A 14,835-nucleotide genomic window follows, 5' to 3' on the forward strand; every position below is an offset into this window, starting at 1 on the left:
TCGCGCTGGCCCAGGGATCGCGCGACCGCATTCCCCTCCCACCAAACTCCCCACGGCCGTTCGTCGCGAACCCGCAGCCATTGTGGAGATATCGGGGGGAGTATGCGGGAGGTTTTGGGGGTGGGGAGAAGGGGGATAGATTGGGGCACGCCCTCGTGGTTCGAGGCTCGCGAAGGGCTCGCACCTCACCATGAGGGCTACTGAGGGAATTGCGGCGTTTCATCGGGTATCGCTGTCTCAATAGATCTCTTTGCCCCAGTAGTCCTCTTGGTGAGGCGGGAGCGCAGCGACCCTCGAACCACGAGGGCGTGGCAGGATAGGTGGTTTCGCGATGACCTTGCGGCAGGGGTGATACCTCAGGATGGGCCCCGGCCTGCGCCGGGGTGACACCGTGGGTGGGTAGGCGTTGTGCCAAGCAAGGCGAGAGGCGCGATAGTTTTGCGCGAAACGATACCCCCACCCGGCCTCCCCCTGGAAGGGGGAGGAGATCGCGCCACTCCTGGGGCGGGATCGGGTTCAGACGTTACTTTGATGGGACTCGATCACGTCCCCACCCAGGAAGACTCCTCCCCCTTGAGGGCGGAGGCTGGGTGGGGGTGATGCTCCATACCCCACTCCTTCACCGTTCTTCCCGCGGGCTTGACCCGCGGGCCTCTCGCCGCTTGTGCCGTGTTGAGAGCGGCCCGCGGGTCAAGCCCGCGGGAAGAACAGCGGGTGGGGGAACATGGTGCTGCGCCCTCGTGGTTCGAGGCTCGCAAGCGCTCGCACCTCACCATGAGGGCTACTGAGAGACGCGGTTTGTAATGCTTGGGTCCAGTCGTCCTCGTGGTGAAGCACGAGCGGAACGACCCTCGAACCATGAAGGTGTGCGCGATGCATTCAAGCCATGCTGTTGAACTCAATCCACGTTTGAGGGCTGGGAGATGACGCCCTAGGCCTTCTCAGCGCCAATCGAGAACAGGGCTTCGAACTGGCCTTCCTCGATGCGGGCGGCGGCGATGACGGCTTGGGTGCGGCTGTCGACGTCGAGCTTTTGCAGAATGGCGGAGACGTGGGCCTTCACCGTGGCTTCCGAAATGGTCAGCTCATAGGCGATCTGCTTGTTCATCAGCCCGTCGCTGAGCATCATCAGCACGCGGACCTGCTGGGGCGTCAGGGTGGAGAGGCGCCGCATCAGGGCGGTGTGCTTGTCCTCGCCGGCCACGGTCATGCCTTCGGGGATGAAGACTTCGCCCGACAGGACGGTTTCGATGGAGCGGCGGATTTCGGTGGGGCCGACCGATTTGTGCAGATAGCCGGCGGCGCCCAGCTCGAAGGCACGGCGCACCACGGTGCCATCCTCGACCGCCGAAATGATCATGACCGGAATATCGGGATATTGGGCGCGCAGCAGCAGCAGGCCAGAAAACCCGCGCACGCCGGGCATATTGAGATCGAGCAGCACCAGGTCGCAATCGCGATCGGCTTCCAGCGCGGCGGTCAGGCCGGCGAGATCGCCTGCTTCCTCGACCGTCACGCTGGCGTCGCCACCCACCAGGGTCTGGCGCAATGCGGCGCGGAACAGGGGGTGATCGTCAACGATGATAATGCGGCGGCGCGTCATGGCAAAGCTTCTCCCGGCAGCGTGTCGGCATACGCATTATGCCCGATATTTGGCGTGTCCGCGGCGCAAAAGCGAACCATATTCCACAGTTGATGCCAGCGTTTGGGCATATTGCGGCGATACTTAACGGGTTCTTTACCATAAATTCCCAAGAGTGACCCTCATACCTTCGTGCGAAGTCGCCGGGGTATGCTGTTTCACACGAATGGGACTCATCATGGCCCGCGCCTTCCCCATCTCGGACAATGCCGACGCTGACCAGGACCTCAATACGGGTGACTGGCAGGCGTTGCGTGGCGAACTCGTCGCCCTGCTCGATCAGGTGGAAGGGCGCTATACTCGAACCGAGCGCGTCGATCCGGCGCTTGAGGGACTGTCCCAGCGGGTGCGGAGCCTGCGCGATCAGGTTGGCGGGGCGCCCGAGCCTTCGGCACGGCGGCGCGAGGCCCTGCGCACGGTCAAGCGCGCGGTAGACCGCTTCAGCGACCGCGACGAAACCGAAGACATGGTCGATGCGGATGACGATCAGCTCCGCTCGGCGATCGCCGAAATCCGCAGCCGCCAGTTTTCCGCGCCCGTTGCGGCGCTGGGACGCCGGGCCACGGACATGCCCGAATTTCGCGAGCTGAATGCGCTGGTGGGGGGACTCTCGGGACGCCTTGAGCGGCTCGAAGGCGATCTCAAGTCGCAGCGCGCCAGCAATGGCAGCGTGCGCGAAGTCGCCAACCAGGTCGAGCAATTGACCCATGTGGTGGAATTGCTGGCCGGCGCCGTGGGCGAAACCGGCCAGGTCAAGCGGCTGGAGGCCCAGATCGCGGCCCTGGCCCGCATGATCGGCGATGCGCCCAAGGTCGATCTGTCGACCATCAACAAGCGGCTCGATGATGTCTCGGCCACAGTCGGCAAGCTTGCCGAACTGCAGGCCACGCAGATGGAACGCGAAATCGTGCGCGAGGACCGGGCCGAAGCCCTGCCCGTCGTCGGCGATACGCTGGCTCCGGCGATGGCCACGATCGAAAAGAGCGTGCGCAATGTTTATGACCGGATCGACTCGATCGAAAAGAACCTGGCCCTGTCGTCGGGCGATTTTGAGCGGCTGACCTCGGAAATGGCCGGCTTCACGCAGGCGATGCGTGACCGCGAAGCCATGCCCAGCACGCTGATGAGCAAGGTCGATGCGCTGGCCGATCGCATCGGCAGCTTCGAGACCGCCAATGGCGATGTGGACGGGCTGAAGAAAGATATCCTGGCGCTGCGCAATGCGGTGATGAGTGGCATGGAGCCGCGCTTCTCGCGGATCGAAAGCCAGCTCGATGCGCTGTCGGAAAAGCTGGCGGCGCCGAGCGGCGATGCCGGAACCGGGCAGATCGAAAACCAGCTCAAGCTGCTGATGTCGCGCATGGACGAAACCGGTGCGCAGCTCGATGGGCTGGCCAAGCTGTATTCGACGCATGACGAGCCCGCCGCCCAGCCGGACTATAACGCCTTGGCGGCGATGGTGGCTGAACGCACGTCGCTGGCCGTGGCCAAATCCAATGCGGCGGCCCCTGCCCCCGTGATGACCGACGCCACGATCGACGTGTTCGAAAAGCGCATGTCGGCGCTGCTGAACACTGCTGGCCGCGATACTGCTGAACGGCTGGCCCGGCTGGAGACGGCGCTGACGCAGCGGCAGGAGCGCCCGTTTGCCCGGCTCGAAGCCGCTGCCATTCCCCCCGAAGCCGAGCGGCCGGCCAAGGCCGCTGCCAGCAATTCGGCGCTCGATGACATGCTGCACGCGCTCGATCGCCGCAGCACCGACGTGTCGCCGCGCAGTGACATTATGCCGACCAATCCGGCGGACGATGCGCCGCTGACCGATCCGGGGTTCAAGGATGCCGGGCCGGTGCGCACGGCGCTCGAAGCCAAGAACGGGCCGCGCAAGGCCCATCCGGGCATGGCCAGCGAGCCGGTGGCTCCGGAGGTTTCGGCCAAGCCTATATACGATCCCAATGCCGTGGAGCGGCCGCCGCAGCCGCAGTCGAGCTTTGCCAGCGCGGGCCGCGATCCGTTCGCGCCGGAGCCGGAGCGTGCCTTGGCGCAGGTGCAGGCCGAGGCCCCGCTCAACCAGACCAGCACCAGCACTTTCGTGGCCGCAGCCCGGCGGGCGCAGCGCGCCAAGCAGGATACGCAGGCCACTGTAGCCGACAATAATTCGCTGATCAGCAAGGCCCTGGCGCGCGTGATGCCGCCCCGGCCGAATGGCGATGCCCCGGTGGAGCCAGTGTTGGCGCCGGCCGAGCTCAAGCAACAAAAGCCGGTCAAGGAGCCCAAGGCACCGAAGGCTGCCAAGCAGCCGAAACAGGCCAAGCCGGCGCCCGAGCCGATGCTGGATGCCGATGGCGCCGTGATCGAGCCACAGAGTTTCCTCGTACGCTATCGGCGGCCGCTGCTGCTGGCTGCGGTGCTGGTTGCCACCTCTATGCTGGCGCTGAATCTGGTGCTGCAGCGGATGGCGCCGGCCAATAGCCAGACCCCGCCTCAGGCCGTCGAAAGCACTATCGAACAGCCGGCGCCCGCGCCCGCTCCATTGAACACCGAGCCAGCGAGCGACACCGATAGCGGCGATTTGAGCGATGCTGGTGCCCCCAGCGACAGCGCGATAGATGCCACGGCAGTCGGCTCGATCGGCTCGCGGGTGGCGATGACATTCGCTACACCGGACACTACGCCGATGCCGCCCGCCTTGATGGCCAAGGGCGACGCCGGACGGATCACGCCAATCGAGGTGCCGAACCAGACCGACCCGGAAACCACCGCCAGCATTCCGGCGGCCCCGGCAACACCGGTCACCTTCGAACTGGCGCCTGAGGCGGTCGGTCCGATCGAACTGCGCCAGGCCGCCGCCAATGGCGATGCGCGGGCACAGTTTGAAATCGGCGCCATCTATACCGAGGGCCGCGCCCTCGCCCAGGACTACAAGGCTGCCGCGACCTGGTACGAGCGGGCCGCCGCGCAGGGCTTCGTGCCGGCCGAATATCGGCTGGGCAACCTCTATGAAGTGGGCAATGGGGTCGACAAGGACCTCGAAGTCGCCAAGCTCTGGTATCAGCGCGGCGCCGAGGCCGGCAATCGCATGGCCATGCACAATCTGGCGGCACTTTATGCCAGTGGGCAATTGGGCGACCAGCAGTTCGAAACCGCCGCCGAATGGTTCGAGCGGGCGGCCAACCTGGGCATGACCGACAGCCAGTTCAACCTGGGCATGCTGCATGCCCGCGGCTTGGGCGTCGACCAGAACCTGGAAGAATCCTACAAGTGGTTCTCGCTGGCGGCACGCAGTGGCGATGCCGATGCCGGCAAGGCCCGCGACGATATGGCCCGCTCGCTGACCGCCGACGTGGTCAAGCGGCTTAACGACGAAGTCGCCGCCTGGAAGGCGCAGCCGATCGATCTGGCGGCCAATTTCGCGCCGATCGGGACCTGGTCGGCCACCTTCAGCCCCGGCGACACCATCAAGACCAAGGATGTGGTGTCCCGGGTGCAGCTCGCGCTGGCCAAGCTGGGTTACGACATCGGCACGCCGGACGGGTTGGCCGGGCCGAAAACCGCCGAGGCCATCAAGGCCTTCGAGCGGGCGACGGGCATGACCGAGAGCGGCGCGATCAATCCGCGACTGCTGGCCGTGCTGGGCAGTCAACCGGTTTGAATTGACGCGGCGGCGCCGGTGCGCGACGCCTTCTTGCAGCGCCTTCCGATGATGATTTGACAGCGGCATAAACCGGACGTAGGCCCTTAAAGCAATTTAAGGCTGTGGGCGTTATCCTCGTCTTCGTGGTGACGCAATGGCGGCGTAAAGCCGCCCTCGAACGCATTGAACGGAATAGGTCTTGCAGATTTATCTGCCGATTGCCGAGATGTCCGTAAACCTCTTCTTTCTCGTGGGGATCGGAGCGGCGGTCGGTTTCCTGTCGGGCCTGTTTGGCGTCGGCGGCGGGTTCCTGCTGACTCCCCTGCTGATCTTTTCAGGCGTGCCCACCTCCGTGGCCGTGGCCTCAGTGACGGGCCAGGTGGTGGCGGCCTCGACCTCGGGCGCGCTCAGCCATTACCGGCGTGGCGGCATCGACATGCATCTGGCGCTCTATCTGGTGCTATCGGGGATTATCGGGGCCTTTGGGGGCGTGGCCACGTTCGACTTGCTGCGCGACGCGGGGCAACTCGACCTGGTGATCGCGGTCGGCTTCCTGGTGTTGCTGGGTTTTATCGGCGTGCTGATGCTGATTGAATCCACGCGCGCTTTGCTCAAGCGCCGCAGCGGCATCGTGGTGCGCGAGCGCTTGCCCAACCAGCATAACTGGATCCACGGCCTGCCGATGCGGGTCCGGTTCAAGAAATCCAAGCTCTATATCAGCGTGTTGCCGGTGCTGATCATCGGGCTATTCATCGGCTTTGTTGGCTCGCTGCTCGGCATTGGCGGCGGCTTCATCATGGTTCCGGCGCTGGTTTACCTGCTGCGGGTGCCGGGCAATGTGGTCATCGGCACTTCGCTGCTGCAGGTGGTGGCGATGATGGCGGCGACCACGATCCTGCATGCTGTGCAGAGCCAGAGCGTCGATATCATGCTGGCTTTCAGCCTGATGGTGGGCGGGGTGGCGGGCGCGCAGTTCGGCGCTTCGGCCGGCAAGCAATTGCGCGGCGAACAGTTGCGCGGGCTGCTGGCGCTGCTGGTGCTGGCGGTGGCGATCCGCTTCGGGCTGACGCTGGTGCTGGCGCCGGCCGATGCCTTCAGCATGGTGGTCAGCGGTACGGGAGCCGGGTCGTGACCTGGCGGCGCTGGCTCGGCGCGCTGGCGCTGCTCGGCGCATTGGCGACGCCGGCGCTGGGCGACCGGCTGCTGTCGACCATGTCGAATGACGAGATCGAAATCACCTCGAGCTTCGACGGCGAGAAGATGACGTTTTTCGGCTCGATCGCGCCCGATGCGGGAGCCGAGCAGAAATTCGTCGATGGACCGTTCCAGGTCATAGTCGTGGTGCTGGGGCCGACGGCCGACCGTACGGCGCGGCAGATGACGCATAATTTCGGCATCTGGCTCAATACCGACCAGGTCACCTTCCGCAAATTTCCCAGCTATTTCCATGTGCTGGCAAGCGACCGGCTGGCCGACATCACCGATATCACCACGCTGACCACGCAATTCATCCTGCCGGAGTCGCACACGCTGGTGCCCAACAATGCCGGGTGGTGGAAGACGGCGGTGTTCGGGCGGCAGTTGGTGCGGCTGATGACCGAACAGGGGCTGTTCGGCGTCAACGAGAACGGCGTCAACTTCCTGTCCGACAACACTTACTCGGCGCGCCTGACGCTGCCGAGCAACGCGCCGCCGGGGCCCTATATCGCGCTCACTTACGTGTTCAAGGACGGACAGATCATCGCGCGGAAATCCGAGGGCTTTGCGGTGCGCAAGATCGGGTTTGAGCGGTTTTTGGCGCTGGCGTCAGTGCAGCAGCCGCTGCTGTATGGGGTGGTTTGCGTGATCCTGGCGCTGTTTACTGGCTGGCTGGGTGGGGTGCTGTTCAAGCGGTAGGAGCGGTGTGCCCGCCCTCGTGGTTCGAGGCTCGCAAGAGCTCGCACCTCACCATGAGGGCTACTAGAGATCGAGTTCCCAGTAGTCCTCATGGTGAGGTGCGCCGCTTGGCGCCTCGAACCACGAGGACGTGGCACGATCAGCCCCGCACCAATCGCCTGGGACTGATCGGATAGAGTCGGTCGCGACCCAGCATGGTGACTTCGATGCTGGCCCAGTGGAACAGGTCGACAAAGGCCGGCGACAGGATGTTGATCGAGCCGGTGGATGAGCCGTAGGCCGGCAGGATCAGCAAGCGATTGTCGTGCACGAAACACGGGCGGCGAGTGGCGCGGCCTTCGAGGTAGATGTGGGCCGCCGGGTGGAGGTGGCCGGCGACGAGGTTGGTTGCGCCACGGCGGGGTTCGTGGGTCAGGGTCAGGCCGTTGAGCTCCAGATGCGGCAGGCATTGGCCGCCCAGCACGTGCGGCTTGGGATCGTGGTTGCCGGACAGCCAGAGCCATTCGGCCAGGTCGGTCATAGTGTCGATCCGGGCACGGTCGGCATCGGAGAGGGTCGTCGTGCCCTCGTCGCGGTGGAAGCTATCGCCGAGGGAAACCAGGCGTTGCGCGCCGGTGCTGTGCAAATCGGCATCGAGGCGCTTGAGGGTGAGGCCGGTATCGTAGGGCGGGAGCATCTGGCCGCGGCGGGCGAAGGAGCTCATCTTTTCCAGATGCAGATCGGCGACCAACAGCGTGCGCTGGGCGTGCCAATAGAGCGCGCCGGAGGGCAGAGGCTGAAACACATGTCCGGCAAAGCGCAAGATCGGAGTCTCCGTGATCTCGGCTTGATATAGTATCTGGCTCACTGCCCGCCCAAGGCCTCGCGCATCAATTCGTCGGCAGCATCCGCCATAGCAGATTCGCGGCCCTCGCCAAAAATCGGCTCCTTGCCGATATCGAGCATGACCGGGACGGCGAGCGGCGAGATGCGGTCCAGCGGTTTGTGCACGATGTGGGTGCGGATGCGGCGGAGCATGTGGCCAAGGCGTTCGATATCGAGCAAGCCCCTTGCGGCGTCGCGGCGGGTGGCCTGGATGAGGATGTGGTCGGGCTCGTGCTGGTAGAGCACGTCGTAGATCAGGTCCGACGACATGGTGATCTGGCGGCCGGTCTTTTCCTTGCCGGGGTGGCGGCGTTCGATCAGGCCGGAAATGATGGCGCAGTTGCGGAAGGTGCGTTTCATCAGGGCGGATTCATCGAGCCAATCTTCAAGGTCGTCGCCCAGCATGTCCTCGGAGAAAAGGTCATCGAGCGAGAGGCGGTCGGTGCGGATCAGGGCGGAGAGATCGCCGAGGCCCCAGATGGCGAGGGCATATTCGGACGCGGTGAAGCCGAGCGGGCGGGCGCGGGCGCGTTCGAGGCGGCGGGTGAGCAGCATGCCCAGGGTCTGGTGCGCGAGGCGGCCTTCGAAGGGGTAGCAGACCATGTAGTTCTGTGCGCCGCGCGGGAAGGTTTCTACGAGCAAGCTGTCGCGACTGGGCACGACAGAGGCGAATTGCTGCAGGCGGAGCCAGTCGCTGACCGGGTCGGGCAGTTTGTGCCAGTCGTCGGGGGTGTCCATAATGCGACGGACGCGTTCTGCGAGGTACGTCGAGAGCGGGAACTTGCCGCCCATATAGGAGGGGATTTTCGGATCGGCCGATTGGGCGCGGCTGACGAAGACTTCATTGTCCTTCATGCCCTCGAAGGCGACGATCTCGCCGCCGAACATGAAGGTGTCGCCAATCGCCAGCGTGCCGAAAAAGTATTCCTCCATTTCGCCCAAGACGCGGCCGCCGCGGCCAATAGGCCCGGTTGTCTGGCCTTTTTTGAAGCCCCGGCTGCGGACGAGGCGAACGCGGACCATGGGTTCTTCGACGATGGTGCCGACGTTGAGGCGGTATTGCTGGGCCACTTGCGGATTGGCGATGCGCCACATGCCTTCGTCGGTTTTGCGCAATCGGGCATAGCGTTCGTAGGCGCGGAGGGCATAGCCGCCGGTGGCGACGAAATCGAGGATACGGTCGAATTGGGCACGCGGGAGGTCCTTGTAGGGCCAGGCATGCTGGATTTCTGCATAGAGATGGTCGGCGAAAAACGGGGCGGCGCAGGCCATGCCCAAAATGTGCTGGGCGAGCACGTCGTAGCCGCCCTTAACGGGGTCTTCGCTGTCCTGATGATTTTCGGCGACGGCTTCGAGCGCCGCTTCGCATTCGAGGACTTCGAAACGGTTGGAGGGGACCAGCATGGCCTTGGATGGTTCATCGAGTCGATGATTGGCGCGGCCGATGCGCTGGAGCATGCGGGAGCTGCCCTTGGGGGCGCCGACCTGAACCACCAGATCGACATCGCCCCAATCGATGCCAAGATCGAGGGTGGAGGTGCAGACGACGGCCTTGAGGTTGCCGGCGACCATGGCGGCTTCGACTTTTCGCCGTTGTTCGACCGAGAGCGAGCCGTGGTGCAGAGCGATGGGTAGCATGTCGTCGTTGATGGCCCAGAGACCCTGGAACAGCATTTCGGCCTGGCTGCGGGTGTTGACGAAGAGCAGCGTGGTTTTGTGGTCCTTGATGGTGTCGTAGAGGGCGCGGTGGGAGTAGTTGGCGGAGTGGCCGGCCCAGGGGAGGCGTTCGTCGGTTTGGAGGATCGACAGCGTGGGTTGAGCGCCGCCGTCCGCGGTCAGCAGATGGGTGGGAGCTTGCGGCGCGGGCTGGCCGATCCAGTCGCGCAGCAGGTCGGGCCGGGCAACGGTGGCGCTGAGGGCGGTGATGCGCATCTGCGGCGCCAGGATCGACAGGCGGGCGATGGCGAGGGACAACAGATCGCCGCGCTTGGAGGTGACGAGGGCGTGGAGTTCGTCGAGGACGATGCGCTTGAGCGAGCCGAACATGCGGGCGGCTTCGGGGTGGCTGAGCAGCAGGGCCATCTGTTCGGGTGTGGTGAGCAGAATCTGCGGCGGATCGATGCGCTGGCGGGCGCGGCGGCTGGCGGGGGTGTCGCCGGTGCGGGTCTCGACCTTGATCTTGAGACCCATCTCCGTGATGGGGATGGTGAGGTTGCGCGCGACGTCGACGGCGAGGGCTTTGAGGGGGGAGATATAGAGGGTGTGAAGGCCCTCGTGGCCGGGATTGTCGATGAGGTCGGTCAGCGTCGGCAGGAAACCGGCCAGGGTCTTGCCGGCGCCGGTGGGGGCGATCAAGAGGGCCGAGGCGCCTGCCTCCCAACTGGCGAGGACGTCGAGCTGGTGGGCGCGGGGCGACCAGCCCTTGGTTGCGAACCAGTCGGCGATGATGGGGGGAAGGCTCACGCTGGACGCCGGGGGCTTCTGCAAATCATCAAAGAGCCTATATGATCGTGTTCAACACACAAAGCGGCACGGAGGTTCACGATGAGCGAGCAAATGACGGAACGCGAGCGGCCTTCGAAACTGGAGTGGTTGCTGGGCGACCGGCCGGGCGCGCTGATCGTGCGGCTGGTGTTGATCTCGCTGGTGGTGGGGTTTCTGATGTCGGTATTCGGCGTCAATCCACAGAGCCTGGTCAATGGCGCGATCGAGCTGGTGCATGATGCCTTACGCGACAGCACCGGCCTGCTCCGCAGCTTTGGCTTTTATGTGGTGACGGGCGCGGTGATCGTGGTGCCGGTGTGGCTGGTGCTGCGCCTGACGTCGCGGCGGCGGTAATGACTGAGCGTTTGCAACTGACGCCGCAATCGGCGCTGTCGCTTCTGGTCAGCCATATCTTGAGGATGGAAAGCGCGGCGGGGCACCGCATCGCGATCGGCATTGCGGGGGGGCCGGGGGCCGGCAAATCGACGCTGGCGGCGGAACTGGTGACGATGCTCAACGCCACCAAGGTGGGCAGCGCGGCGCTGGTGCCGATGGACGGGTTCCACATGCGCCATGCCAAGCTGGAGGCGCTGGGGACGGTGGATTTCAAAGGCGCGCCGCATACATTCGAGGGGGCGGAATTCGTCAGCTTCCTGCACCGGCTCAAGCATGCCAATTCGGCGGTGATGGGACCGGGCTATTCGCGGCAGATCGAAGACGTGGTGGATAATGCCTTCACGGTGCTGCCCGATGTGCGGGTGCTGATCGTGGAGGGCAATTACCTGCTGCTGACCGATGGGCCATGGGCGGGGGTCAAGCCGCTGCTGGACTTTGCCGTGTTCATCGATGTGGACCGCGAGACGGTCAAGGCGCGGCTGCTGAAACGCCATGCCGAGGCGGGGCTGTTCACCGAGGAGCGCAACCGCGCGCATATCGAGCGGACGGATATGCCGAATTTCGATCTGGTGAGTGCGTCGAAGGATCGCGCCGACGTGGTGATCGCGCTGATCGTGGAGGGCTGAATGCAGCACTGGCTGGTGGCGCTGGCGATCATCGTCGGTGCGGTGATCGTGGCTGGCGCGGTGACGGCGCGACCGTCGGAATTCAGCCAGTGTGTCGGGGTGATCGGCGCAGGCATCGAACGCGACAATCCTACCGCGACACTCGATCCGCGCGATGTAGAAGTGCAGGCGGCGAAGATTTGCGCGGGATATGACGGCAAGTAGGTGAAGTCCTTCCCTCCCCGCCAGGGGGAGGGAATTTGGGTCGGAACTCTCAGCCCAGCGTAATCACGGTCTTGCCGAGGTCGCCGCGTTCGACGGCTTCGTGAGCGGCGACAATATCGTTGAGGGTCAGGACGCGGCCGATCTGATGGGTGAGCTGGTTGGCTTGCAAGGCGGCGGTGATGCCCTCTGCGGCCTCCTTATGGGCCTCGGCGGACATCACATAGACCAGCACGAAGCGGATGGTGGCATCGAGAAAGACCATCGGCCAGAACGGCAGGGTCGGCTGGGGCACGGCATCGCTGGCATAGGTGGCGACGACGCCATTGGGCGCCAGGGTCTTGGCGATCAGGTCGAGATTGGCGCCGAAAGCGACTTCGACGAAGCGGTCGACGCCCCTGCCCTTTGGATCGCCGGTGAAGGCCGCAATGCGGGCCGGCAGGTCATCGGTGTGGCGATTGAGGACCAGATCGGCACCAGCGGCCCTGGCGGATGCCGCGGCCTCATCATTGCCAACCGAGGCGATCACGCGAGCGCCACCATGCTTGGCGAACTGGATGGCGTAGCGGCCGACGGCGCCGGCACCGCCGGAGACGAACACAGTTTTGCCGGTAACGGGGCCATCGGCGAAAACGCAGCGATGGGCAGTCATGGCGGGAATGCCGAGGCAGGCGCCTTCCTCGAAGCTGACGCCATCGGGGAGACGAACGGCCTTGTGGGCGGGGAGCGTGGTGAACTCGGCGGCGGAGCCATTCCAGCGGCCAAGCTGGGATTCATAGAACCAGACGCGCTCGCCGATGCGGCCTTCGAGTTCGGGGGAACCGACGCCGACGATTTCTCCGGCGCCGTCCTGATTGGGCACGACCTGGGGGAAGGCCGGGGCGCCATTGCCGCTGCGGCCCTTGGTGTCGGACGGATTAACGCCCGAGGCGCGGACGCGGATCAGCACTTCGCCGGGCGCGGGCGTTGGCGTGGGCAATTCGCCGACCTGCAAGACGTCGCGGGCGGGACCCTTGGTGGAATACCAGGCAGCTTTCATTTGCACGTTCCTCTTGTTTCCCAGCCTAACTAGGTCTTTGATGCATCGACGAACAGTACGTACAAAGAGAACATGTACTATCATGAATGATAGCACCCCTATCCTGCCCCGCCCACGCCGCAAGGCCGGCCGCACCGGTTGCGCGGTGGAAGTGACGCTTTCGGTGATCGGGGGCCTGTGGAAGCCGGTGATCCTGTTTCACCTGCTCGACGGCAAATTGCGCTTCAACGCACTCTGCCGGATGGTGCCCAATGCCACCGCGCGCATGGTGACGCTGCAATTGCGCGAACTGGAACGGGACGGCGTGATCAACCGCATCGTTTATCCCGAAGTACCGCCGCGGGTTGAATATGAACTGACCGAGCTTGGGCGCTCGCTCGAGCCGGTACTGCTCAGCATGCGCAGCTGGGGCATGGGGTTTGCCTCGGACGAAGATCGGCAAGAGCTGCATGTGTGTCCCTGATCCAAGCCTCGCGACAGTCGCCGCAACTTGCTAGACAGGGTGACCCCTTCGATTCCCCAGAGTGATCAATGACCACGCCAGACGCCGCGCGCCCGCAATATCCATTCCAGGTGCGCCATGCCGATGTGTGGAAGATCGCCCTGCCCGCCTCGATCGCCTTCATCACCGAACCACTGGTGGGGTTGGTGGATATTACGGTGATCGGCCGGCTGGGTGATGCGGCGCTGCTGGGTGGGCTGGTGCTGGGCGCGCTGGTGTTCGACGTGATTTTCTCGATGGCCTATTTCCTGCGCATCGGCACGGCGGGACTGACGGCGCAATCGGTGGGCGCGCGCGATCCACGCGACGGCTTGCTGCATTTTGCGCGGGCGCTGGTGCTGGCGGTGGGCATTGGCATTGCGATGATTGCGCTGAGTTGGCCCATCCTGTGGGCGGCCAATAGTCTGTTGGCACCAGAGCCGGGCGTGGCGGCGGCGCTCGGGGATTACTTCCGCTATCGCATCTGGTCGGCGCCGTTCGCGCTGATCAACTATGCACTGCTCGGTTGGTTTTATGGCCGCGCGGCCGCGACCACCGGCATGATGCTGCAAATGCTGTTGCATGGCGTGGATATCCTGGCGAGCATCTGGTTCGTCTATGGCCTGGGTTGGGGCGTGCCTGGCGCGGCCTTGGGCACGGTGCTGGGGCAAGGGATTGCGGCGCTGGTGGGGTTGGTGCTGGTGGCGCGGCACTATGGCGGGCTGGCCGCCATGCTGCGGCTGATCAAGCCGGGCGAATTGCTCGATGCCACGGGGCTAAAGCGCATGTTCGGGCTGAGCCGCGACCTGATGATCCGGTCGCTGGCGCTGATGGGGGCCTATGCGTGGTTTGCGGCGCAAGGCTCGCGCATGGGCGAGGTGGCGCTATCGGCCAATGCGCTGCTGCTGAACCTGTTGATGGTGGTGGGCTATTTTCTCGACGGGATCGCGCAGGCGGCCGAGCAATTGAGCGGCAAGGCGGTGGGCGCCAACTGGCGGCCGGCGTTCGACCGGGCCTATGGGTTGAGCTTTCAATGGGGTTTGATCCTGGCGGGCGGGCTGGGGCTGCTGTGGTATTTCGGCGGGCCGACTGTGCTTGGCTTCATGACCACCAATGAGGCGGTGCGGCAGGAGGCGATGAACTATCTGTGGATCGCGGCGCTGTGTGCGCTGAGCTTCATGCCGGCCTTCGTGTTCGACGGGATTTTGGTGGGCACCACGCTCAACACTGTCATGCGCGACGGCATGGTGATCTCGCTGATGGTGTTCCTCATTGCCGCGCTGATCCTGCAGCCGCTGTTCGGCAATCTTGGATTGTGGGCCGCCATGCATGTGTGGTTCCTCGCCCGAGGCGCGATCTATTGGTGGGCGTTGGAGAGGAAGAAGGCGGGGCTGTTTACGGGGTAAGGGGCCTGAGTGAAGGGATTGCATCGAGGCCGTCCGATTCACGGTGTCACCCCGGCACAGGCCAGGGTCCATCCTACAGCAAATAGATCGGGTTTTTTCCCTTGCCATCCCCCACCAACCTTCCCCCGGACTTGATCCGCGGGCCACTCTCAACCCGGCACAAGCGGTG

12 protein-coding genes are annotated in these 14,835 nt (G+C 64.6%); 8 read left to right on the forward strand and 4 right to left on the reverse strand.

Going from position 1 to position 14,835, the window contains the following annotated elements; all coding sequences use genetic code 11:
* Positions 1-931: 931 nt before the first annotated feature.
* Positions 932-1,603 carry a response regulator transcription factor gene (locus JWR51_RS05860; protein ID WP_299744996.1) on the reverse strand — a complete coding sequence of 224 codons (672 nt, stop codon included), beginning with the start codon at positions 1,601-1,603 and terminating at the stop codon, positions 932-934.
* A 217-nt stretch (positions 1,604-1,820) separates the two neighbouring features.
* Here JWR51_RS05860 and JWR51_RS05865 point away from each other — a divergent pair, with 217 nt between their 5' ends.
* The 3 genes from JWR51_RS05865 (at position 1,821) to JWR51_RS05875 (ending at position 7,169) form a co-directional block, all read left to right on the forward strand.
* Entirely contained in the window at positions 1,821-5,291 is a 3,471-nt protein-coding gene (locus JWR51_RS05865) for a peptidoglycan-binding protein (protein WP_299744999.1), read from the forward strand.
* A 181-nt stretch (positions 5,292-5,472) separates the two neighbouring features.
* Positions 5,473-6,405: a sulfite exporter TauE/SafE family protein gene (locus tag JWR51_RS05870; protein ID WP_299745002.1), complete on the forward strand. Its 933-nt coding sequence runs from the start codon at positions 5,473-5,475 to the stop codon at positions 6,403-6,405.
* A complete protein-coding gene (locus JWR51_RS05875; protein ID WP_299745005.1) occupies positions 6,402-7,169 on the forward strand; it encodes a TIGR02186 family protein in 768 nt (255 codons plus the stop codon). Before JWR51_RS05870 ends, JWR51_RS05875 begins: the two co-directional genes overlap by 4 nt.
* Positions 7,170-7,308: 139 nt before the next feature.
* On the opposite strand, the gene pdeM is transcribed toward JWR51_RS05875, so the two are convergent.
* Together pdeM and JWR51_RS05885 are read right to left on the reverse strand one after the other, a co-directional pair.
* Positions 7,309-7,971, reverse strand: coding sequence for a ligase-associated DNA damage response endonuclease PdeM (gene pdeM, locus JWR51_RS05880; RefSeq protein WP_299745008.1), 663 nt, complete (start codon positions 7,969-7,971; stop codon positions 7,309-7,311).
* A 41-nt stretch (positions 7,972-8,012) separates the two neighbouring features.
* Positions 8,013-10,496 carry a ligase-associated DNA damage response DEXH box helicase gene (locus JWR51_RS05885; protein ID WP_366525553.1) on the reverse strand — a complete coding sequence of 828 codons (2,484 nt, stop codon included), beginning with the start codon at positions 10,494-10,496 and terminating at the stop codon, positions 8,013-8,015.
* An 81-nt stretch (positions 10,497-10,577) separates the two neighbouring features.
* Here JWR51_RS05885 and JWR51_RS05890 point away from each other — a divergent pair, with 81 nt between their 5' ends.
* Genes JWR51_RS05890 through JWR51_RS05900 form a run of 3 tightly spaced genes read left to right on the forward strand, consistent with a single transcriptional unit; the run spans position 10,578 to position 11,743 of the window.
* Positions 10,578-10,871 (forward strand): DUF6460 domain-containing protein, encoded by a 294-nt coding sequence (locus tag JWR51_RS05890; RefSeq protein ID WP_299745013.1) that lies wholly within the window; start codon positions 10,578-10,580, stop codon positions 10,869-10,871.
* Positions 10,871-11,539, forward strand: coding sequence for a nucleoside/nucleotide kinase family protein (locus JWR51_RS05895; protein ID WP_299745015.1), 669 nt, complete (start codon positions 10,871-10,873; stop codon positions 11,537-11,539). Before JWR51_RS05890 ends, JWR51_RS05895 begins: the two co-directional genes overlap by 1 nt.
* The gene (locus JWR51_RS05900) at positions 11,540-11,743 is read left to right on the forward strand and encodes a hypothetical protein (protein ID WP_299745017.1); all 204 of its coding nucleotides are present in this window, start codon (positions 11,540-11,542) and stop codon (positions 11,741-11,743) included.
* Positions 11,744-11,792: 49 nt separating this feature from the next.
* Here the strand turns inward: JWR51_RS05900 and JWR51_RS05905 are convergent, their stop codons facing one another.
* A complete protein-coding gene (locus JWR51_RS05905) occupies positions 11,793-12,779 on the reverse strand; it encodes an NADPH:quinone reductase (protein ID WP_299745019.1) in 987 nt (328 codons plus the stop codon).
* 82 nt (positions 12,780-12,861) lie between these two features.
* Between JWR51_RS05905 and JWR51_RS05910 the strand changes: the two genes are divergently transcribed.
* Positions 12,862-13,242 (forward strand): winged helix-turn-helix transcriptional regulator, encoded by a 381-nt coding sequence (locus tag JWR51_RS05910; protein ID WP_299745021.1) that lies wholly within the window; start codon positions 12,862-12,864, stop codon positions 13,240-13,242.
* A 68-nt stretch (positions 13,243-13,310) separates the two neighbouring features.
* Positions 13,311-14,666: an MATE family efflux transporter gene (locus tag JWR51_RS05915; protein WP_299745023.1), complete on the forward strand. Its 1,356-nt coding sequence runs from the start codon at positions 13,311-13,313 to the stop codon at positions 14,664-14,666.
* Positions 14,667-14,835: the final 169 nt, after the last annotated feature.

Origin of the sequence: Devosia sp. (genome assembly GCF_028290625.1) — a bacterium.
In the GTDB taxonomy this organism is placed as follows: Bacteria; Pseudomonadota; Alphaproteobacteria; order Rhizobiales; family Devosiaceae; genus Devosia.